The organism is Nonomuraea sp. NPDC003727 (assembly GCF_053586935.1).
The window spans coordinates 627,001-648,055 of the sequence record NZ_JBSFNE010000002.1; the positions used below are offsets into that span (position 1 = coordinate 627,001).

17 protein-coding genes are annotated in these 21,055 nt (G+C 69.8%); 12 read left to right on the forward strand and 5 right to left on the reverse strand.

Annotated elements, in window-relative coordinates:
• Nucleotides 1-2: 2 nt before the first annotated feature.
• The 4 genes from ACWDLG_RS08220 to ACWDLG_RS08235 all read right to left on the reverse strand — a co-directional run bounded on the left by ACWDLG_RS08220 (nucleotide 3) and on the right by ACWDLG_RS08235 (nucleotide 4,334).
• The gene (locus ACWDLG_RS08220) at nucleotides 3-1,271 is read right to left on the reverse strand and encodes an ABC transporter substrate-binding protein (RefSeq protein WP_449917317.1); all 1,269 of its coding nucleotides are present in this window, start codon (nucleotides 1,269-1,271) and stop codon (nucleotides 3-5) included.
• Nucleotides 1,272-1,420: 149 nt separating this feature from the next.
• Nucleotides 1,421-2,626 (reverse strand): ROK family protein, encoded by a 1,206-nt coding sequence (locus ACWDLG_RS08225; RefSeq protein WP_449917320.1) that lies wholly within the window; start codon nucleotides 2,624-2,626, stop codon nucleotides 1,421-1,423.
• A gap of 129 nt (nucleotides 2,627-2,755) precedes the next feature.
• Nucleotides 2,756-3,589 (reverse strand): TrmH family RNA methyltransferase, encoded by an 834-nt coding sequence (locus ACWDLG_RS08230; protein WP_449917322.1) that lies wholly within the window; start codon nucleotides 3,587-3,589, stop codon nucleotides 2,756-2,758.
• On the reverse strand, nucleotides 3,582-4,334 hold the full coding sequence (locus ACWDLG_RS08235; RefSeq protein ID WP_449917324.1) for a DUF4184 family protein: 753 nt from the start codon (nucleotides 4,332-4,334) through the stop codon (nucleotides 3,582-3,584). Before ACWDLG_RS08235 ends, ACWDLG_RS08230 begins: the two co-directional genes overlap by 8 nt.
• 108 nt (nucleotides 4,335-4,442) lie before the next feature.
• Between ACWDLG_RS08235 and ACWDLG_RS08240 the strand changes: the two genes are divergently transcribed.
• The 12 genes from ACWDLG_RS08240 to ACWDLG_RS08295 all read left to right on the forward strand — a co-directional run bounded on the left by ACWDLG_RS08240 (nucleotide 4,443) and on the right by ACWDLG_RS08295 (nucleotide 19,598).
• Nucleotides 4,443-5,078, forward strand: coding sequence for a cation transporter (locus ACWDLG_RS08240; protein WP_354913593.1), 636 nt, complete (start codon nucleotides 4,443-4,445; stop codon nucleotides 5,076-5,078).
• A gap of 132 nt (nucleotides 5,079-5,210) precedes the next feature.
• On the forward strand, nucleotides 5,211-6,968 hold the full coding sequence (locus ACWDLG_RS08245) for a substrate-binding domain-containing protein (protein WP_449917327.1): 1,758 nt from the start codon (nucleotides 5,211-5,213) through the stop codon (nucleotides 6,966-6,968).
• Nucleotides 6,969-7,076: 108 nt separating this feature from the next.
• Nucleotides 7,077-8,669 carry a sigma-70 family RNA polymerase sigma factor gene (locus tag ACWDLG_RS08250; protein ID WP_449917329.1) on the forward strand — a complete coding sequence of 531 codons (1,593 nt, stop codon included), beginning with the start codon at nucleotides 7,077-7,079 and terminating at the stop codon, nucleotides 8,667-8,669.
• Nucleotides 8,670-8,930: 261 nt separating this feature from the next.
• The gene (locus tag ACWDLG_RS08255; RefSeq protein WP_354913599.1) at nucleotides 8,931-9,299 is read left to right on the forward strand and encodes a hypothetical protein; all 369 of its coding nucleotides are present in this window, start codon (nucleotides 8,931-8,933) and stop codon (nucleotides 9,297-9,299) included.
• Nucleotides 9,296-10,426, forward strand: a complete 1,131-nt coding sequence (locus ACWDLG_RS08260; RefSeq protein ID WP_354913600.1) for a GNAT family N-acetyltransferase — start codon at nucleotides 9,296-9,298, stop codon at nucleotides 10,424-10,426. Before ACWDLG_RS08255 ends, ACWDLG_RS08260 begins: the two co-directional genes overlap by 4 nt.
• 220 nt (nucleotides 10,427-10,646) lie before the next feature.
• Nucleotides 10,647-11,483, forward strand: a complete 837-nt coding sequence (locus ACWDLG_RS08265) for a glycosyltransferase family 2 protein (RefSeq protein ID WP_354913602.1) — start codon at nucleotides 10,647-10,649, stop codon at nucleotides 11,481-11,483.
• Between the two features lie 9 nt (nucleotides 11,484-11,492).
• Complete coding sequence (locus tag ACWDLG_RS08270) at nucleotides 11,493-12,434, forward strand: glycosyltransferase family 2 protein (protein WP_449917332.1); 942 nt, start codon at nucleotides 11,493-11,495, stop codon at nucleotides 12,432-12,434.
• The gene (locus ACWDLG_RS08275; protein WP_449917334.1) at nucleotides 12,431-13,234 is read left to right on the forward strand and encodes a polysaccharide deacetylase family protein; all 804 of its coding nucleotides are present in this window, start codon (nucleotides 12,431-12,433) and stop codon (nucleotides 13,232-13,234) included. The genes ACWDLG_RS08270 and ACWDLG_RS08275 overlap by 4 nt, the downstream gene beginning before the upstream one ends.
• Nucleotides 13,227-14,552 (forward strand): lipopolysaccharide biosynthesis protein, encoded by a 1,326-nt coding sequence (locus ACWDLG_RS08280; RefSeq protein WP_449917336.1) that lies wholly within the window; start codon nucleotides 13,227-13,229, stop codon nucleotides 14,550-14,552. The genes ACWDLG_RS08275 and ACWDLG_RS08280 overlap by 8 nt, the downstream gene beginning before the upstream one ends.
• Before the next feature lie 8 nt (nucleotides 14,553-14,560).
• Complete coding sequence (locus tag ACWDLG_RS08285) at nucleotides 14,561-17,503, forward strand: hypothetical protein (protein ID WP_449917339.1); 2,943 nt, start codon at nucleotides 14,561-14,563, stop codon at nucleotides 17,501-17,503.
• Nucleotides 17,504-17,553: 50 nt separating this feature from the next.
• Nucleotides 17,554-18,741, forward strand: a complete 1,188-nt coding sequence (locus tag ACWDLG_RS08290) for a DUF418 domain-containing protein (RefSeq protein WP_449917341.1) — start codon at nucleotides 17,554-17,556, stop codon at nucleotides 18,739-18,741.
• 50 nt (nucleotides 18,742-18,791) lie between these two features.
• A complete protein-coding gene (locus ACWDLG_RS08295; RefSeq protein WP_354913612.1) occupies nucleotides 18,792-19,598 on the forward strand; it encodes an SDR family NAD(P)-dependent oxidoreductase in 807 nt (268 codons plus the stop codon).
• Here the strand turns inward: ACWDLG_RS08295 and ACWDLG_RS08300 are convergent.
• Nucleotides 19,595-20,977, reverse strand: coding sequence for a GH39 family glycosyl hydrolase (locus ACWDLG_RS08300; protein ID WP_449917344.1), 1,383 nt, complete (start codon nucleotides 20,975-20,977; stop codon nucleotides 19,595-19,597). The two genes, ACWDLG_RS08295 and ACWDLG_RS08300, sit on opposite strands and share 4 nt — an antisense overlap.
• Nucleotides 20,978-21,055 lie beyond the last annotated feature (78 nt).

Sequence of the window (21,055 nt, forward strand, 5' to 3'; positions counted from 1 at the left end):
CGTCAGGCCAGCTGCTTGTCGAGTTCGGCCTGGCACTTGGCGGCGGCCTGGTCGAGCAGCGTCTTGGCGTCGCCGCCGTTCTTGGCGACCTCACGTACGGCCTGCGCGAACGCCGAGTCCATCGCGGTGTTCCACAGGTTCGGGTACGCCCTGCCGGTGTTCGCCAGGATGTCGGCGGCGTCCTTGGCCGGGCCCGAACGGAACTCGGTGGTCTGCGCGGCGACGCTCTTCCGCGCCGGGACGTGGAACCCGTAGCTGACGCACCAGTCCTTCTGCAGGTCCGCCTGCTTGATCCAGAGCCATTCGATGAACTTCTTGGCCTCGTCGACGTGCTTGCCCCTGGCGCCGGCGACGGCGAACCAGCCGCCCACGCGGGAGACGGCCTGGCCGGTGTCGCCGAACTTCGGCCACGCGACGACGCCGAAGTCGTCGCCGAGCGCCTTCTTGATGGCGGGCATGGCCCACAGGCCGCACCACTGCATGGCGGTGGCGCCCTGGATGAACGCGCCCGGGTCGTACCAGTCGGTGGTGAAGTCCTGCAGCAGCGACTTGTCGTCGTGCAGTTGCTTGAGGCCGGCGATCGCGGCGACGCCTTCGGCCGAGTTGAAGGCGACCTTCCTGCCTTCGGGGTCGAGCAGGTCGCCGCCGTTCGACCACAGCAGCAGGTAGGGGGCGTTGCCGAGGCCGTCGGAGCCGACGAACAGACCCTTGCGCTCGCGGCTGGTGAGCTTCTTGGCCGCGGCGGCCAGCTCGGTGAACGTGGTGGGCGGCGTGACCCCGGCCTGCTGCAGGACGCTCTTGCGGTAGTACAGGACCATCGCGTCGTCCATCATCTTCAGGCCGTAGAGCTTGCCGTCGGAGGAGGCGGAGTCCAGCGCCACCTTGGTGTACTCACCCTGCTGGCCCTTGACGATGTCGTCGAGCGGCGCGAACAGGCCGTTCTTCACATCGATGTACTGGAAGTCGCCGATCTCGAACAGGTCGGGCGCCTGCGGGGTGAGCAGCGTCGAGTGCAGCTTCGCCGAGTAGTCACCCGCGATCCAGGTGACCTTGATGGCGACGTCCGGGTTGGCCTTGGTGTACTCCTTGGCGTATCGGATCGCGGCCTGCTGGGTGCCGGCCTCGCCGTAGGCGTGGTACCACTGCTCCAGCATGATCTTGGCTCCGGCCTTGGCGGCGTCGTCCTTGCCGCAGGCCGCCAGCGCCATGCCGCCGACGAAGAGGAGCGACCCGCCCAGGAAGGCGCGGCGGGAGGTGGTGAAGGTGTTCATCGGGGGGGTGGTTCCTTTCTGCAGGGCTGCAGGGGCGGAGGCGCCCTGTCGGCCACGGGGTGGGCCTTCTCTTGGCGGCCGCGGGGTGGGCCCTTCTCCGGGGACCGCGGTGTGGGCCTTTTCTGGGGTACGGCTTCTGGGGTACGGCGCTAGCCGGCGGGGGTGACGAGGGACTGGACGGCGACGGCCGCCGCGCCGCGCGCCCACTCCTCGAACGGCAGCGGGCGGATGATCAGGCTGCACCGCCCCGCGCTGCCGTAGGCCTGGGCCGCGAACGCCTCGCGGATCGACTCCTCGAGCAGGTCGTAGGCGTCGAGCCCTTCGCCGGAGACCACGAGACGTTCGGGGCCGAAGAGGTTGGCCACCACGGCCAGCCCGAGCCCGATGGCCTGGCCGACGGTGCCGAAGACCTTGCGGAGCACCTGGTCGCCGGAGCGGGCCCGCTCGACCGCCTGGCTGATCGTGAGATCCTCGACGCCGGTGGCCCGGCGGGCTTCGGTGATCAGGGCCTGGGTGGAGGCCAGCGCCTCCAGGCAGCCCATCGCGCCGCAGTGGCACTGCGGCCCCTCGATCCCGATCGGCACGTGACCGATCTCGCCGGACACGCCGAACGCGCCGGAGATGAGACCGCCGTTGGCGACGAACGCGCTGCCGATTCCGGTGCCGACGGTGACCAGGGCGAAGGAGGAGGCGCCGATGCCCTCGCCGAACCACTGCTCGGCGACCGCGAGGGCCTTGACGTCGTTCTCCAGGGTCGTGGTGAGCCCGGTGGCCTCCTCGAGGAGGGCGGCGAGCGGGACGTCCCGCCAGCCGAGGAACGGTGAGTAGCGGACGGTGCCGGTGTCGCGGTCGGCGTCGCCGGGGATGGCGACGCCGAGCCTGTGGGCCCGCTGCCGGAAGTCGGGGTGCTGGTCCAGCAGCTCCGTGACGAGCGCGGCGATGGCCGCGACGACGTCGGCGGGTTCCATGGGGGCGCCCGGGGCGTCGGTCCGCACGTCGAAGCCGGGGACGGGGTGGTGACGGGCGGCCACGACCCGGGCGCCGAGGTCGGTGACCACGCCGATGAGATCGTCACCGGTGATCTTGATGCCGACGAAGTACTCGCGTTCCGGCACGATCGCCAGAGGGCTGGCGGGCCTGCCCGCTCCGGGGGCGGTCCGCTCGACGGGCGCCAGTTCCTTCAGATAGCCCGCGTCGATCAGCGGCCGCGCGGTCTTGGTCACCGCGGCCGGTGACAGACCGGCCAGCCGGGCGAGGTCCACCCTGCTCACCGGGCCGAGGGTGAGGACCATGGTGAAGATCGCTGCGGCGGTGGGGCCGGTGATGGGCGTCCCGGGGTCCTGGCTTCTCGGCATGCCGGTCACCGTAGAGTCAACTAATTAATGTCGTCAAGAATTTAATTCCGAGCGTTCACGCCCTACACTTCCCGCATCGTCGCCGATCGTGCGAGGAACGCCCCGTCATGCCCGAGTACGCCGCCCGGGTTACGGTTGTTGCCCACCTGGACGGATGGAGGTGCCGCGCATGAGCCCGTGGCAGGCGATCGCCGCGGCGGCCACCACGTTCAGCGAGTCCACCCCCGCCTCCATCGCGGCCGGGCTCATCGGGATGCACACCTGCTCGTCGGCCTCCCGCAGCCAGCGCGAGGACAGCCCGTCCCCCTCCGACCCGAGCAGCAGCGCCACCCGATCACGCATCTCGACAGCATCTATAGGTGTGACCTTCTGATCAGGAGTCAACGCCAGCGTCTGGTAGCCCGCCGCGCGGATCTCCTCCAGCCCTTCGTACCAGTTGTCCATGCGGGCGTAGGGGATGGCGAAGACGGCGCCCATCGACACCTTGACCGACCTTCTATAGAGAGGGTCAGCACAGCGCGGCGAGAGGATGATCGCGTCAACCCCGAGAGCGGCCGCGCACCGGAAGATCGCCCCGACGTTTCCGTGGTCGACCAGATCCTCCAGGACCACGATCCGCGACGCGCCCGTGAGCGTCTCGGCCACCGGCGCCACGGGCAGCCGCTCCATCGAGGCCAGCGCTCCCCTGTGCACCTGGAAGCCGGCCACACCCTGCATGACCTCCTCGGAGACCACGTAGACGGTCGCGCCGCCGAGCACGTCGGCCAGCGACTCGAGCCAGCGTTCGGTGGTGAGGACGGAGCGCACGGGATAGCCCGCGCCGATCGCCCTCCTGATCACCTTCTCCCCTTCGGCGACGAACAGGCCCTGCTCGGCCTCCAGGCTCTTGCGCAGTTCCACGTCGCGCAGGCCGGTGAAGTCGGACAGGCGGGGGTCGTGGGCGTCGGATACGTACTCAGGCACCGTCGAATACTGCCATGAGCCGCCTGAGCTGCCAGATCCCGGCATAGACGATGAGCACCAGGCACGACCCGACGAGCGTTCCCGCGCCGAGTCTGGTGACCAGGGAGGCCAGCCCGCCGTCCGGCGGGTTCAGCAGGGGCCAGCAGACCGCGCCCGCCACGGACCCGGCCACGCCCGCCCACAGCACCGCCCGCCGTACCCGCTCGGGCAGGACCAGCCCCTCGGGCGGGGGCACGTCGGCCATCCGCGACAGGCCGCGCCACGCCCACCAGGTCACGAAGGCCAGGCCGACGGCCGAGGAGATGTACTGCAGCAGCCGGAAGACGGTGACCACGCCCAGCACCTCGTGGTCGAGCCACGTCCACCCCCAGATCGCCGAGCTGTAGGAGTGGGTGAAGGAGTCCCAGAACACGTGGGTCGCCGCCCCGGCCGCCGCGCCCGCCACGAGGGGCAGGATCCGCGGGGCGGGGCGCAGCGAGGCGGCCCTGCCCACCAGGTCCGGCGGCAGCAGCGCGACGAGCGGCAGCCGGAACAGGCCCGCGAAGGCGGCCACCAGCACGCACACCACGAGCGGGTCGACCGTGACGACCCAGGCCGGGGAGTGCCAGAGCGAGTAGTCGGGAAGGAAGGGCAGGAAGATCGGCAGGTCGGGCACCATCGCGCCGAGCGCGAGCGCCCACGGATCGAGCCACCGCACCCTGAACAGCGGGACGACGGCGGCGACATGGCTCGGTGTGAACGGCACGGACACTCCCCTGTGATGTTTGACCGAGCTTTGCACAGAAACTCCACCATAACGGAGGGTAGTGAGTAGTGTACGGAGCGCTGTCATTGACCGCGTGATAGGGAGATCATGGTGCCTGACTGTCTGGTTTCCGCACCGGCCCCGTCAGCCGCCTGGCTCCGCGACGCGGCGCGGGCCCGCGTCCTGTCGGTCGTCACGCTGGTGTGGCTCGGCCTGGAGAGCACGCTCGGCCTGGCGGCCGGGCTGTCCGCACACTCCGTCGCGCTGATCGGATGGGGGCTGTCCTCCCTCGTCGAGGCGCTGGCCAGCCTGATCGTGGTGTGGCGTTTCACCGGCTCGCGGACGCTGTCGCCCCATGCGGAGGAGCGGGCCAGGCGCGCGGTGGCGGTGAGCTTCTGGCTGCTGGCGCCGTACCTGGTCGCGCACGTGTTGTACGACCTCGACGCGGGCCACCGCGCGGCGCCGACGGTGCTCGGCGTCGTGGTCACGTCGGTGAGCCTGGTGAGCATGCCCGTGCTGGGGCTGGCCAAGCGACGGCTGGGCGCCCGGCTACGTTCGCCGGCCACCCGCGGGGAGGGCGCCCAGAACCTCATCTGCGCGGCGATGGCCGCCGGTGTCCTGGCGGGTCTGTGGCTCAACACCTTCGGCGTCTGGTGGGCCGATCCCGCGGTGGCGACGGCTCTCGCGGTGGTCGCGGTGCGCGAGGGAACGCGCGCGTGGCGTGGTCACGACTGCTGCCACTGACCGGCACGCTGGGTAATCGATGCACCACATCACTGGTTTTGCCACACTAAGCGCACCGAGTATCGTTCGGTCAGCGCCGCGGAGTTTCTCCCGGTATGGTGACCCGAACTTATCGACACCAAAGAGGGCAACGTGGGGCGACACCGTACAGACGAGCTCGATGACGGCTACACCTCCCCGCGCCGGCGCCCCAGCAGAGGGCGCGGCAGAGTACTGGTCCCCCTGGCGGGTGCCGTGGCGCTCGCCGTCCTGCTGGGTGTCGCCGCCTTCGTCCTGTTCACCAGGGAGCGCGGCTGCTCGGGCGATCCGCTCGCGCTGCGCGTCGTGGCCACCCCTGACATCGCGCCCGCACTGAACAAGATCGCCGGTTCGTTCAACGAGACGGGCAAGGCCGTGGACGGCAAGTGCGTCGGCGTGACCGTCGTCAAGGAGTCGGCCGCCAAGTCGGCCAACAGCTTCGCCAACGGCAAGCTCGACGCCGACATGTGGATCGCCGACTCCAGCCTGCTGGTCGACATGCTGCGCGAGGCAGAGTCGGGCGTCACGCTGCCCGCGCCCACCGGATCGGTCGCCAGTTCCCCCATCGTGCTGGTCGCCGCCAAGAGCGCCGCCGCCAACCTGACCAAGAGCCTGAAGCCGAGCTGGCAGAGCCTCATCAGCGTGACGAACGTGGCCAACGCCGACGGCGTCGCCAAGAAGATCCGTGTCCTGGCGCTCGATCCGGCCAAGAACTCGGCCGGGCTGGGCGCGCTCGTGGCCGCCGCGGGCGCGGCGAAGAAGGCGGGGCTGGGCGACGAGCAACTCGTCGGCGCGCTGAAGAAGCTGTCGGAGCAGATCGCCGCCGACCCGAGCGCGCTGCTAGCCAGCCTGACCGTCAAGTCGGGCAGCAGGGTGCCGATCGGCGTCGCCTCCGAGCAGAGCATCTGGGCGCACAACAACAAGAAGTCCGCCTCACCCGTCGTCCCGCTCTATCCCGAGGACGGCACGCTGAGCCTCGACTATCCCGTCGTCGTCACCGCGAAGGACGCCGCCACGCAGAAGGCCGCCGCCGCCTTCACCCAGCAGCTCGCCACGGACCCCGCCAAGAAGACCCTGCGCGACCACGGCTTCCGCACGCCCGACGGCAAGGGCGGCGGCGCGCTGGCCGCCGACAAGGGCTTCGAGCAGGCCGCTCCCCAGGCGCTGCCCTCGCCCGACACCAGGAACGTGGCGAGCATGCGGCAGACCTGGTCGCGCCTCAACCTGGGCACCAGGATGCTGGCGCTGCTCGACGTCTCCGGCACCATGGCGCTGCCCGTCCCGGGCGCGGGCATGACCCGCATGCAGGCGATCACCAAGATCGCCGGCGAGGGTCTCGCGCTGTTCCCCGCCGACAGCGAGATCGGCGTCTGGAGCTTCTCGACGCTGCTCGACGGCCAGAAGGACTACAAGGAGCTGGTGTCGGTCGGACCGTTGAGCGAGATGGTCGACGGCGTGCCCCGCAAGCAGATCCTCGGCCAGCAGCTGGCCACCGTGCAGGCCAAGGCCACCGGCGACACCGGCCTCAACGACACGCTGATGGCCGCCTACCAGGAGATGAAGGACACCTACGAGCGCGACAAGATCAACACGATCCTGATCCTGACCGACGGCGCAGGCAACGACGACCCGACGGGCAAGGTCACCAACGCGCAGATGGTGGAGTTCCTGGAGAAGGAGTACGACCCCAAGCGCCCGGTCAACCTGCTGATCATCGCCTTCGGGCCGGACGCGCCCAAGGGCAGGAAGCAGATGGACGCGCTGGCCGCGGCCAGCGGCGGCGAGGCCTACATCGCGGAGAACATCCTCGATGTCCGCAAGTTCTTCGTGCAGGGCATGAAGCGGCGCCTGTGCGCGCCCGACTGCCGCTGACACAGGCACCGATACCCGGTCGTTATGCCAGGGCAACCCCCCTCCAGGAGGGGACGTCCTACCCGCGTGGGGCTGTGAGAAGGAGCTCGCCCGCGGGGAGGAAGATCCGTGCCCGGATGGCCTACTGTCGACCGCGCCGACGATCATCGGCTGGTGATGGCGCTGCGCCGGGCCGACCCCGACGCTCCCGCCCACCTCTACGACGCCTACGCCGAGCGGCTCCACGACTACGCCTGCTCGCTGACCGGCGACCGCACCGCCGCCGCCGACGCCGTGCACGACGCGCTGGTGACCGCGCAGGGCCGTACCGACCAGCTGAAGGAGAGCGGCAGGCTGCGGGCATGGCTGTACGCCCTGACCCGCTTCCAGAGCGTGGCCAAGACCCCCCGGACGCCTGGCACCCCGCCCCTCGTGCTCGACGACCCCGAGGACCCCGAGCTGGCCGAGCTGGTGCACGAGGCGCTCGGCGAGCTGAGCAGGGGCGAGCGTGAGGTCCTCGAGCTCTCGTTGCGGCACGGGCTGACCCCTTCGGAGGTGGGGGCGGTGCTCGGGCTGACCTCCAGGCAGGCCGCGACCAGGCTGGGCAGGGCGCGCGACCATCTGGAGAACGCGGCCGCGGCGGTCGTGCTGGCCAGGACGGGACGCGCCCACTGCCCCGACCTGTCGGCGATGGTCGACTCGTGGGAGGGGCCGCTCACGCCGATCCTGCGCCGCCGCCTGTCGGGGCACATCGGCGGCTGCGAGGTCTGCACCGAGGGCAGGCACCGGCACGTCTCGGCGGGCAGGCTCCTCGACATGGTGCCCATCGCCTTCCCGCCGATCTCGCTGCGCCGCAGGGTGATCGAGACCTGCACCAGCCCGGAGCGCGACCAGACCCGCACGTTGATCACCGAGCGCGGCGACAGCTTCGACAGGACGGGTTTCCCCGTGATGGCCGAGCGCCGCTCCCGCCGCAGGCCGCGCCGCCTGGCGCCGGTCCTGACCGTCGGGGCGTGCGTGCTGGCCGCCACCGGGGCGATGATCGTGATGAACGGCCAGGCCGAGCCCGCCGCCCTGCGCATCGCGCCCACCACCGCCCTTTCCGCCGATCCCTCCGCCGCTCCCGCCGCCGACGAGCCGGCGCCTGCCGACCCCTCGGCGGAGCCGCTGGCCGAACCCGAAGCGCTGGGCGACGGCGAGGAGACGGTCGAGCCGACGCCCTCGGCGGGCCGTACGGAGGAGCGGGCGCCCCGGTCGCGGACGGCGGCCAGGCCGGTGCGAACCCCCGCCGCCCTGCCGTCGGCCCGGCGCCCGGCTCCGTCGGTCACCCGCACCAGGCCGCCCGCGCCCGCGGCCAGGCTGTCGGTCACCTGCCCGGGAACGGTCGCGGGAGCGGGCACGGTACGGCTGGCCGCGCGCGACGCCGCCGTCACCTGGACCGCGGGCGCGTCGGACGGGCTCGACGTCTTCCCCTCCGGCGGGTCGATCAAGGCGGGCCGGTCGGTGTCGATCTGGGTGACGGTCAACGATCCCGGCTCCGGCGGCGCGGGAACCGTCACGATCAGGTCCAACGGCGGCGGTGGTTCCTGCGCCGTCTCCTGGAGCGGGCAGGACGGCCATGTCCCCGAGCCGACCGACGATCCGCCCTCTTCTGTACCGTCCGAAACACCGGACCCAGGTGTGGCGCACAGCACGGCGACGCATGAGGCGCAAGGTGATTAAGAGCTCAATTTGGCGACAATGACCAACAAACCCGACTTCGCGCGCGGATGATCTCCCGCGATAGGGCAAGCTAGTGGGCCTGGGGGCCACGCAGTGTGGGACGCTCTTGACAGTGTGTTGAACAACACATTGGAATCTTGGCATGTCCGGTAAACCTGGAGCTGCCGTCAGACGTCGGCATTGACGAGCCCGAGACATGGTTGATCCCATGAACTATGTGATCAGTCACGTCTACGCCAGCTAGCAACCGGGAGTGGGGAGATGATCAGCAAGTGGAGGGCGCTCACGTGGGTGCTCGCGGCCGCGTGCATCGCGGGGGCGGTGATCGCGCTCGCCGATATCCAGACGCCATTGCGTCCACTTCTGATCTCTTTGTTCCTCTTGGTCGTTCCTGGTGCTGCGGTAGTCGGACTGTTGCGTGATCGTGACCCTCTTGCCGCACTATCAGTAGGAGCCGCGGCGAGTCTCGTCCTTAACGTTCTCCTTGCCCAAGCCATGCTTCTGTTCGACGCATGGTCCCCACGGGCCGGCGTTGCGACAGTCGCCGTGCTCGCTGGGTTCATGTACGTACTGCGCGTGTTGTATCGGGGGAAGAACATGCAAAGCGATCTGGGGGCGAGGTCACGGTGAGAATCTCGATCGTTCGCCCCGGCGAACTCGGCGACCCCGAGCGGGTTCGATGGCGGGAGCTGCAGAAGGCGGACCCCTCGCTGGACAACCCCTTCCTGTCGATCGAGTTCGCGCTCGCCATGGATCGCCTGCGTGACTACGTGAGAGTGGCCGTCATCCACGACGGCGACTCGATCGCCGGTTTCTTCCCCTACGAACGGCACAGCTTCGGCATCGGCAAGCCGCTCGGCGGCTTCCTCACCACGTGTCATGGCCTGATCTCGGCCCCCGGGCTGAAGATGGACACGAAGGCCCTCCTGCGGGCCGCCAAGCTGAGCGTCTTCGACTTCGACCACATGGTCGCCGGTCAGCCGACGTTCGCGCCGTACGAGACCGATGTCCGGCCCGCTCCGATCATGGACTTCTCCGACGGCTTCGACGCCTGGATCGAGCAGGTCAAGAGCAACTCGCCGAAGAACCTGAAGACCGTGCGCTACAAGGAGCGCAAGCTCGGCAGGGAGCAGGGCGAGCTGCGCTTCGAGTACGGCACGGCCGATCCCGAGGTGCTGCGCGTGCTTCTGAACTGGAAGTCCGACCAGTACCGCAGGACCGGCAGGGTCGACAGGTTCGCCCAGCCGTGGATCGTGGAGCTCATCGACCTGATGCACGCCGAGCGTTCCGCCGACTTCTCCGGTGTCCTCACCATGCTCTACGCCGGTGACACTCCGGTGGCAGGCCATTTCGGACTGCGCACGGCGACCACCCTGGTCGGCTGGTTCCCCGCCTACGACACCGAGTTCGCCCGCTACTCCCCCGGCATCGTGCACCACCTGCAGATGGCCGAGCACGCGGCGCGAGCCGGACTGCTCGCCGTGGACATGGGCAAGGGCGGCAAGGAGTACAAGGACTGGCTGAAGAGCGGAGTCCTCTACGTCTCCGAGGGACGGGTGTCCCGCCCGTCCGCGGCCGCCGCCGTCCACTGGATCGGCAGGACTCCCGTGAACAAGGCGCGAACAATCGTGCTGGACCGACCGTCTCTCTATAAGGTGGCCGATCGCGTACTGAAGGGATTCGGGCGGGTGCGCACGACTCTGCAGTCCGATTCGTCATCGGAACGAGTGGCCAAGGAACCCACGGGAGCGCGCTGAGCGCTCTCGTCCCTCGGCAGTACAGCACCACCAGCACGAGCACCAGCACCATTTGCACCATCAGCACCACTGGCACCACCAGCAGCACCATTGGCACCCTCACTCCACTTGGACCCTTCATGCACCGTTCGTCACTTCTGCCATTCCTGACGATCCGTGTGATCGCGGATGGCCCCGGGTCCGTACGGCAGCGACAGGTCCCGGAAGGAACTAGCGCACCATGAGTCCCGACATCATCAAGACCAACGGCCACAAGGTCCAGGGCGCGGCCCTGCGATCGATGCCGCCGATCGAGCGGTTCACACCGCTCACGCCTCACCTGGCCATCTCCCCGACCGTCAGCGTGGTGGTGCCCGCGATGAACGAGGCGGAGAACCTGCCGCACGTCTTCGCCACCATCCCGCAGTGGATCGACGAGATCGTGCTCGTCGACGGCAACTCCGTCGACGACACCGTGGCCGTGGCCCGCAGGCTCAGGCCGAACGTCAAGATCGTCACCCAGACCGGCAAGGGCAAGGGCGACGCCCTGGCGGCCGGGTTCGCCGCGTGCACCAGCGACATCATCGTGATGATCGACGCCGACGGCTCCACCGACGGCCACGAGATCATCTCGTTCGTGGGCGCGCTCGTCACCGGGGCCGACTTCGTCAAGGGCTCGCGCTACATCTCCGGCGGCGGCAGCGACGACCTGACCTTCAGCCGCTACTTCGGCAACAAGGTGCTGACCACGCTGGTCAACGTCTTCTACCGGACCAAGTACACCGACCTGTGCTACGGCTACAACGCCTTCTGGACCCGTCACCTGCCGGTGCTCGACCTCGACTGCGACGGCTTCGAGGTGGAGACGCTGATGAACGTGCGCGCCGCCAAGGCGGGCCTGCGCGTGCACGAGGTGCCCAGTCATGAGCGCTGCCGGATCCACGGTGAGAGCAACCTGCACGCCGTCCGCGACGGCATCAGGGTGCTGAAGACCATCCTGCGCGAGCGGCGCCGCCGTCCCGCGCGGCCCGTGCCCGAGCCCGCCACTCGCCCGGCGGCTGATCGGGGCGTCGCGTAAAGGTCCGTCATGAAAAGTTCGGTCGTCATCTGCGTCTACACCGAGGACCGCTGGGAGGACATCAGGGAAGCGGTGGAGTCCGTCGAACGCCAGCGGCGTCCCGCGCATGAGCTGATCCTGGTCGTCGACTACAACCCGGATCTGCTGCTCAAGCTGAAGCGGGCCTATCCACGCGCCATCGTGGTGGAGAACGCCCACGACAAGGGGTTGTCGGGCGGCAAGAACACCGGGGCCGACGTGGCGACCGGCGACATCGTCGCCTATCTCGACGACGACGCCGTGGCCGACGCGGGGTGGTTGGAGGCTTTGGAGGAGGGCTTCCAGGACCCCGCGGTGGTCGGCGTGGGAGGCAGGACCGACCCGCTCTGGCAGACCGGCAGGCGCCCCGGCTGGTTCCCCCACGAGTTCGACTGGACCGTGGGGTGCAGCTACCGGGGCATGCCCGCCGTACGGTCGCCCATCCGCAACGTCATGGGCGGCAACGCCGCGTTCAGGCGTCAGGCCGTCGGCGAGGTCGGCGGCTTCCACAGCGGCATCGGCCGCAGCGTGCAGGGCCGCAAGAGCCGCCCGCTGGGCTGCGAGGAGACCGAGTTCTGCATCAGGCTCGCCCAGCGCAGACCCGGTTCCGTCATGCTGTACGAGCCCGCCGCGGTGATCGGCCACAAGGTGCCGGCCCAGCGGGCCACCTTCGCCTACTTCCGTTCCCGCTGCTACGCCGAGGGCCTGTCCAAGGCCCTGGTCACGCAGAGCGTCGGCACGCAGGACGGGCTGAAGAGCGAGCGCGCGCACGCGCTGAAGGCGCTGCCGCTTGGCGCGCTGCGCGGCCTGGGCGACGCGGTGCGCGGTGACGCGTCCGGGCTCGGCAGGGCCTTCGCGATCGTGATCGGGCTGGCCTGGACGACCTGGGGTTACGTGGTCGGCTCGGCCCGGCTGAAGGCGGTGCGCGCATGATCAGGGTGCCGATCCTGATGTACCACTCGATCACCGAGCGGCCCAACCAGGACACCAGGCCGCACGCGGTGCGCACCTCCGACTTCGCCGAGCAGGTTGACTACCTGTCGACGCGGGGCTTCACCCCGCTGACGGTGGCCGACCTGGTCGCCGCCGTCCACAAGAACAACGGCCGGTCGCTGCCCGACAAGCCGGTCGTGCTCACCTTCGACGACGGCTACGCCGACTTCCACGCCAACGCACTGCCGATCCTCGAGCAGTACGACTTCCCCGCCACGGTCTTCCTGACCAGCGGCTGGGTCGCCGACGCGGGCAAGGACGCCGCGGGCCGCCCGCTCGACGACATGCTCACCTGGGGCCAGGCGCGCGAGATCGCGCAGTCCGGCATCGAGATCGGCGGCCACAGCCACAGCCACCCCCAGCTCGACCAGCTGCCCGACGCCGAGCTGCGGCAGGAGCTGCGCAGGAACAAGGGGCTGCTCGAAGACAGGATCGGCGCGCCGGTCGCCACGATGGCCTACCCCTACGGCTACTCCAGCGCCAGGGTGCGCCGCGAGGTGCGCAGGGCGGGCTACTGGGCGGCCTGCGCGGTCAACAACGCGCTGGCCGCCGACCGCCACGACCTGCTGGCCATCCCGCGGCTCACCGTGGGCAGGCAGACGTCGATGAGCATGTTCAGGCGCGCCGTCGAGGGCTCCGCGGTGCCGTTGATCTACCTGCGGGAAAGGGTGCTCACCAAGGGCTACGCCGTGGTGCGGCGGACCAGATACGGGCTGCAGCGGGTACGCGGGAATGTCTGAGCGAACGGTCCTGCACAAGCTCCTGCAGGACCTGCGCAACCCGCTGTTCCGCAACGGCTACGCGCTCATGGCCAACACGGCGATCACCGCCACCCTCGGCATGGGCTACTGGCTGCTGGCCACCCGCTTCTACACCCCCGAGGAGTTCGGCAGGGGCCAGGCGCTCATCACCGCGATGCGGCTGTTCGCCTCGCTGACCGCGCTCGGCTTCGTGGGCGCGCTGGCCAGGTACATCCCCGTCGCGGGCCGCGGCACCGGCGCCGTCATCCTGCGCGGGTACGGCATGGCGGCCGCCACGGGCGGCGCCGCCGCCGTCGGCTTCCTGCTGACGCTGCCGGTGTGGGGCGACATCTACGCGGTGCTCGGCACTCCCGCCATGAGCCTGTTCTTCCTCGGCTCGGTGCTGGTGTGGTCGGTGTTCACCCTGCAGGACGTGGCGCTCACCGGGCTGCGCCAGGCCACCTGGGTGCCGGTGAACAACCTGGTCTTCGGCGTGGTCAAGATGGCCCTGCTGGCGGTTCTGGCGAGCCGGCTGCCCGACGGCGGCATCTTCGTCTCCTGGATGATCCCGACGGCGATCGCGCTCGTCCCGATCAACTTCCTGATCTTCGGCATCCAGGTGCCGCGGCACATCCGCGCGACGGCCGAGCAGAACGCCGATCCGCCGCGGCTGCGCGAGATGGGCAGGTTCCTGGCCGGCGACTTCCCCGGCACGCTGTCGATGCTGGCGATCGTCTACCTGGTGCCCGTGCTGGTCGCGGCCAGGCTGGGCGAGGCCGCCTTCGGACGCTTCTCCATGGCGCACACGCTGGGCTGCATGATCGAGCTGCTGGCGATGAACATGGCGGTCTCGCTGACGGTGGAGGGCTCGTTCGACCGTTCGAGCCTGGCGGCCAACGCCAGGAGGTCGCTGAAGCGCGCCCTGATGATCATCGGACCGATCATCGGCGTGGCGCTGGTCGCCGCCCCGCTCATCCTGACCATCTTCGGCTCGGAGTTCGCCGTCGAGGGCACCACGCTGCTGCGGCTGATGGCGCTGGCGGTCCTGCCGAGGGTGCTCATCGAGGTCTACCTGAGCTCGTTGCGCGCGCTCGGGCAGGCGCGGAAGCTGGCGGTGGTGCAGATCGGGCTGGCGGTGCTCGTGCTCGCCTCGATCATGGTGCTCTTCCCGGTCGCAGGCGTGAACGCCGTGGGATACGGTCTTCTCTTCAGCGAGATTTTGGTAGCGTTGTTGATCTTCAGAAGTCTCCGTAAAATTCTCAGACATGGCGATACCGGGCAACCACGCGTCACGCAAGCGTCGCCCGAGGTCGCATGATGGTCAACGTGAGGCAACCGGCGGGCGAGGCGATGGCAAGGGACACGACCGGCACGTCCGCGGCTTCTGACGCCGCGGAGGTGGAGGAGAGCGACGTGTCGGAGGAGCCCGGCTTCGACCCCGACGCCACCGGCGTGATCCCCCGGATCACGATCCCCCTGGACGAGCCCGCCACTCCCGAGGCCGGTGCCCGTGAGCCGGGCGCCCAGGACGAGGACGCCGCCCCGCCACCCGGCGACCCGGAGACCGACGACCCGGAGACCGACGATCCGGAGATCGCCGATCCGGAGACCGCCGAGGACGAGGCCACCCAGGAGAGCGCCCTCCCGCGGACGGCGCAGGCCTCCGACGACGAGACCACCGGGGAGACCGCCCTGCCGCAGGCGGCGCAGGACGACGACGAGGACGACGTCACCCTGGAGACCGCCCTGCCCGGGCGGGACGAGGGCGACGGCGACGAGACCAATCCCGTCATCCGGCCGCCCGAGCCGGAGCCGGAGCTCGACGACGTCACCGAGGTCACCCAGGTCGTACGCCTGCCCTCGCCTGCGCCCCGGACCGGCGCGCAGCCCGAGGAGGCCGCTGACGAGCAGGAGGACGGCACCGAGGCCACGACCGTCGCCAAGCGCGTCCCCGTCGCCGAGTTCGCGCACGTCGGCCGCGCCCCCGAAGCCCCCGAAGCCCCCGAAGCCCCCGAAGCCCCTGAAGCCCCTGAAGCCCCCGGAGTCCCCGAAGCTCCAGACGCGCCCAGGACGCCTGCCGTACCGCAGCGGAAGCCCGCCGCCCCGGGGTGGGGCGCGCGGCTGGCGGCGCTGGCGCAGAGCGCGCCCCGCTGGCTGCCGGTCGTGCTGGTCATCGAGGGCCTGCTCATGTACGTCCTGGCGCTGCGGGTCTCGCCGGGGCCGCTGCGGGGCGTCGACCCCGCCGACATCAGCGGACTCGGGCTGATCTCCGCGATGCCGTTGAGCGCGTTCTTCGCGATCATCCTCATGATCGTCTCGTTCTTCATGACGGTCACGCAGAGCACCGACCGCAAGTTCCTGCTGCTGTTCCAGATCGCCGCGATCACGTTCGCCCTGCACGGAGCGGGGGCGATCGTGGCCGAGGCGCCACGCTTCCCCACCGCGTACGTGCACGCCGGCTTCGTCGACTTCATCTCCAGGACCGGCGAGACGGCCATCTCCCTCGACGCCCGGATGGCCTGGCCCGGCTTCTTCGCGCTCTTCGCGTTCGTCGGCAAGGCGGCGGGCATCACCGACTTCACGACGATCCTCAACTGGACGCCGCTGCTGTCGAACCTGCTCTACCTGCTGCCCTTCGTGCTGATCCTGCGCCAGGTGGTGGCGACCACGCGGGCCAGGTGGTTCGCGGCGCTGCTGTTCATCCTCGTGCAGTGGATCGGCCAGGACTACTTCTCGCCCCAGGGCTTCACCTTCGCCCTCTATCTGGCCTTCGTGGCGATCCTGCTGCGCTGGTTCGGCAAGGTGGAGACGCGCGCCAGGCCGCTGCCGGCCAAGGGCCGCATCCGCAGGCTGCTGGCCAAGCTCGACACGATGCTGCCCGGCGAGCTGGCCTACACCGGCACCTTCAGGGCCGACAAGCTGCTGATGCTGCTCATGCTGATCGCGCTGTTCTTCGCCGCGACGGCCTCGCACCAGATCACCCCGTTCATGATGCTGGGCGTGCTGACCGCCTTCCTGCTGGTCAAGCGGACCTCGCTGACGTGGGCGCTGCCGTTCTTCTTCGGCCTGGTGGTGCTGGCGTGGATCAGCTACCAGACGGTCGGGTTCTGGCAGGGCAACATGGACGCCATCTTCGGCGGCATCGGCCGGCTGCTGGAGAACCTGCAGCGCGGCACCGGTGACCGGATCGCGGGTAGCGACCCCATCCACGCCTTGGTCCTCAAGACGCGTCTCGGCATCTGCGCGGTCGTGCTGCTGCTGGCGGCGGCGGGTCTGTTCAGGCGGCTGCGCCGGGGCGTGTTCGACAGGGCGGCGCTCGTCCTGCTGTGCGTGCCGGTGCTGGCCATGGGCCTGCAGAGCTACGGCGGCGAGATGGGCCTGCGGGTCTACATGTTCATGCTGCCCGGCGCCTGCCTGCTGGCCGCCTACGCCTTCTTCCCCAACCTGCCCGCCGACGGCGAGGACGCCTCCGACGAGACGGTGCCCTTCCGCAAGCGCAACGTCAGGTTCCACCCGCGGACCACCAGGATCGTCTCGATCGTGCTGGCCGCGTGCGTGGCGGTCGCCCTGTCGATGGCCTTCCTCATCGCCCGCTACGGCAACGAGAAGTTCGAGCGGGTGACCGCGGGCGAGGTCGCCGCGATGCGCTACGTCTACGAGCACGACCAGCCGAGCGCCAGGGTGCTCTACCTGACGCCCAAGCTCGGCCCCGAGGTCACGCCGATCCTGCCGTGGGGCGAGAAGGACTTCGAGAAGGTCGACTTCACCCAGCAGGCGCTGGTCCACAAGGACCCGACCGACATCAAGGGCGTGGTCGACAAGCTCAAGAGCAGCGAGCGCAACACCTTCCTGGCCGTCACCCGGGGGCAGGCCGCCTACCTGCAGCTGAACGAGGGCTACCCGGACGACTGGTACCAGCGGTTCGTGGCCGCGCTCGACGGCTCCAAGGAGATCAAGAAGGTTTACTCCAACGAGAGCGCCGCGCTCTACACGTGGAAGAAGTTCGTCAAGGGCACCGAGATCCCGTCGCCCCGTTACGCCAGCGGCGGTCCCGGCGATCCTGGCTCTCCTTGGAGCGTCGTCGGCGTGCTGGCCCTGGCCGTCACCTGGCTGGCCCTGTTCTCCTACGAGGTGATCCGCCTGCACGGCAGGGACAAGGCGCCGCGAGCCCGCCGCAGGCTGCTGTGGGTGGCGGTGCCGGCGTTCGTGATCGCGCTCGCCGTGATCGTGGAGCGATTCCTCTACATCGGTCTAAATATGTTCCACTAAATTCTGAAAAGTCACAGCAAACCCTTAGGTTGCGAGATGATGTCCCCTTGATGTGGACATCATCTCGCGCGTCCGGAGACCGGATCGCCGCCGTCGACGCGCTGCGTGGCTTCGCGCTGCTCGGCATCCTTGCCGTCAACATCGCCTTCCTCGGCTCCGGCTACCGGATGGCGGGCCTGCCGGAACCAGGGTTCGACGGCCCCCTCGACTGGGGGGTGCGCTGGTTCGTCACCATGTTCCTGGAGAACAAGTTCTACCTGCTGTTCTCCTTCCTGTTCGGCTACAGCCTCACCCTGCAACTCGACTCGGCCGCCAGGCGCGGCGCGGCGTTCTCGCCGATGTTCCTGCGCCGGCTGGCCGGGCTGTTCCTGTTAGGCCTCGCGCACGGCGTGCTGCTGTTCCCCGGTGACATCCTGGCCACCTACGCCGTGGTCGGGCTCGCGCTGCTGGCGTTACGGACGCTCCCGGCGCGGACCGCGCTGATCGCGGCCGTCACGCTGACGTCGTTGCTCGCCGTCGCCTTCGTCCTCGCCGCCGTGGCGGCCGGCCTCGGCTTCCATGTGCCGGGCACGGGTTCGGGCGGAGTGGCCGAGGCGCTCAGGACCGACATGCTGCTGCGCGGCGGACCCGCAATGATCATCGCCGAGCACCTGCACGAGCTGTCGATGATCGCCGTACTGCGCGTGCTGTTCCAGGGGCCCGCCGTCCTGGCCGCGTGCCTGGTCGGGCTCGCCCTCGGCAAGCAGGGCGCGTTGCGCGCGCCGAACCCGGCGACGCTGCGCACGCTCCAGCGCTACGGCTTCACGGTGGGGATCGCCGGCCAGGCCATCCACGCCTACTCGACCTGGGGCGGCTCGAGCGGGGTGCTGCGCCTGCTCGGCCAGGCGGTCGACCTCGTCACCGCGCCCCTGCTGGCCGCCGCCTACGCGGCCACGCTGCTGCGCCTGCTGCCGCACCTGCCGCGCCTGGGCCGGCTGCTGGCCGCTCCCGGCCGGATGGCGCTGACCAACTACCTCGGGCAGTCGGCCATCTGCTCGCTGATCTTCACCGGGTACGGCCTGGCGCTCGTCGACAGGGTCAGCCCGCCCGCCGAGATGCTCGTCGCGCTCGCCGTCTTCGCCTTCCAGGCGGCCGCCAGCCACTGGTGGCTGCACCGCCATCGCTACGGCCCCGTGGAGTGGCTCCTGCGCGCGCTCACCTACTGGAAGATTCCCGCGAAAAAAGTGCAACCGACCTGAGGGGGCCGGTGTTTCAGGGGATGTATCGACATTCACTGAAAGGTTCACTCATGGATCTGCAGCTCTCCGGCCGCGTGGCCGTCGTCACCGGGGCCTCCAAGGGCATCGGCCTCGCCACCGTCGCCACCCTCCTGCAGGAGGGGGCGAAGGTCGTGGCCGTCTCCCGCAAGAGCAACCCCGAGCTCGACGCGCTGGCCGGACCCAACCTGACGCACGCCGCCATCGACCTGATGGACCCCGACGGGCCCGCCGCCGCGGTGCAGCGTGCCGTCGAGGTCTACGGCGGGCTCGACATCCTGGTGAACAACGCCGGCGGCCCGCCGCCCGGCGTGAAGCTCCCCCGTTTCAGCTTCCTGGCGCCGACGGACGCCGACTGGCGGGAGATGTTCGAGTTCAACCTGTTCGCGGTCGTGCGGGCCGTACGGGCGGCGATCCCGCACCTGCTGGAGCGCGGCGGCGGCGCGATCGTGAACGTCACCACCGGCGCGGTGCGGCAGCCCGGCGCGATGAACGTCGACTACCAGGCGGCCAAGGCGGGCCTGCTGAACGTGTCGAAGGCGCTGTCGGAGGAGTACGCGCCGCAGGGCATCAGGGTCAACACCGTGGCCCCCGGCCCGGTCAGGACCGCGTGGTGGACGGAGGAGGGCGGCGCCGCCGACATCCTCGCCGGAGTCACGGGCGCCGACCGTGACAGCGTGATGGACACGGTGGCGCCGCAGATGATGAACCTGGCGACGGGCCGGCTCGTCGAGCCGCAGGAGGTCGCCGACGTGATCGCCCTGCTGGCCTCACCCCGCTCGGCCAGCACGACGGGCGCGGAGTTCGTCGTCGACGGCGGGTTCCTCAAGGCCGTCTAGCCGGTGCTGCCGCGCTGGCTCCACTTGATCTCGTAGGGCCCGAAGGTGAACTGCTGCCCGTCCACCGTCGCCGTCAGCTGCGCATCGGTGGTGTTGACCATCACCATCTGCTGCGGCTGGGCGAGCACGCGCACCTTCGGGTCGCTCGAGGTCACCTGCTCGAGCCGCACGTCCGCGGGGAACCACTTGACGAACCCGCTCAGCAGGCCCGCCATCGGCATCTCCTCGCCGGTGCCGGGCACCCACAGGCAGGCGTGGCACGCGCCGGCGTCCTTCTTGTGCGGGTTCCAGTAGAGCGCGGTGGTCACGCCGCTCTTGGCGAACTCCATCATCGCGGTGGCCTGCACCGCGGCGGTCCGCTCCTCGGTCCAGCCGGTGTTCTCCGGCTCCATGTAGTACTCGGCCCACCAGACGGGCAGGTCGGGGGCCTGCTGCCGCAACCACGCGGTGATCGCGGTGAACTTGGCCGTCGCGCTGAACTCGTCGGGGGTGGGCGGCTGGTCCCTGGTCATGGTGGCACCGTCGATGACGACGAAGTCGGCGCCCTTCTTGTTCTTGATCCAGTACTCGATGGCGCCGAGCACCCGCCGGTCGACGGTGCCCCACGGGCCGGTGACGGGCGACTCGCCCGCCGTCGGCGCGTGATGGTCGATCGGCACGTACGGCCCGCCGACCTTGATCTCGGGGTTGACCTGCTTCAGCGCGTCGTAGACCTTGTTGTAGAGGTCGGTGTAGGACTCGGCGTCCCAGGTGTTGGTGGTCTGGTTCCAGAAGCCCTTGAACTCGTTCCAGACCATGAAGTGCTTGACGGTCGGGTAGCGCTCGGCGACGGTCGCGGCCAGCTTGGCGTAGTCGTCGAAGTGCTCGCGCCGGGGGGCGGTGGTGGCGTTCTTCGTCCAGTCGGTACGGCCCGGCGTGCCGCCCCTCATCCAGTCGGGGGCGCAGCACAGCGTGATGATCGGGATGCCCCGCGTCTCGGAGATCAGCTTCATCCGCCGGTCGAGGTCGCGAAAGTCGTACCGGCCGGGGCTAGGTTCCGGGTTGCCCGCTCCCCAGCCCATGACGTGCTGGTTCTGCAGCATCGGCTCGCGGCCGAGCACGTTGGCCGCGCCGTTCTTGCCCTCGTCGGTGTCCTGGTCGGCGCTGTACTGGGTGTGGGTGACGCCCCAGCGCGGCCAGCCCTCCGTGACGGGCGGCGCCGCCAGGGTGGGCGCCGCCTGCGACGGCGGGATGGTGGCCGGTTCGCCCGAGGCGCCCCTGGTCCTGGTTCCCGCGTAGATCATGATGCCGGCGACGAGGATCACCGCGACGACTCCGGCGGCCAGGGCGATCGGCCACGGGGAGCGCCGTTGCGCGTGACGGCCGTTCGTCGGTATCACCGGGGTCCTCCTGAAGCGTTCCAACATGACGGAGCCGGGTCGATGTGCCCGGCTTTCCACCAAAGGTAACCGGCTCGG

Coding starts and splice junctions, on each gene's coding strand:
- ACWDLG_RS08220 (WP_449917317.1), bottom strand. CDS start 1,271: ATGAACACCTTCACCACCTCCCGCCGCGCCTTCCTGGGCGGGTCGCTC.
- ACWDLG_RS08225 (WP_449917320.1), bottom strand. CDS start 2,626: ATGCCGAGAAGCCAGGACCCCGGGACGCCCATCACCGGCCCCACCGCC.
- ACWDLG_RS08240 (WP_354913593.1), top strand. CDS start 4,443: ATGGTGCCTGACTGTCTGGTTTCCGCACCGGCCCCGTCAGCCGCCTGG.
- ACWDLG_RS08255 (WP_354913599.1), top strand. CDS start 8,931: ATGATCAGCAAGTGGAGGGCGCTCACGTGGGTGCTCGCGGCCGCGTGC.
- ACWDLG_RS08265 (WP_354913602.1), top strand. CDS start 10,647: ATGAGTCCCGACATCATCAAGACCAACGGCCACAAGGTCCAGGGCGCG.
- ACWDLG_RS08270 (WP_449917332.1), top strand. CDS start 11,493: ATGAAAAGTTCGGTCGTCATCTGCGTCTACACCGAGGACCGCTGGGAG.
- ACWDLG_RS08275 (WP_449917334.1), top strand. CDS start 12,431: ATGATCAGGGTGCCGATCCTGATGTACCACTCGATCACCGAGCGGCCC.
- ACWDLG_RS08280 (WP_449917336.1), top strand. CDS start 13,227: ATGTCTGAGCGAACGGTCCTGCACAAGCTCCTGCAGGACCTGCGCAAC.
- ACWDLG_RS08290 (WP_449917341.1), top strand. CDS start 17,554: ATGTGGACATCATCTCGCGCGTCCGGAGACCGGATCGCCGCCGTCGAC.
- ACWDLG_RS08295 (WP_354913612.1), top strand. CDS start 18,792: ATGGATCTGCAGCTCTCCGGCCGCGTGGCCGTCGTCACCGGGGCCTCC.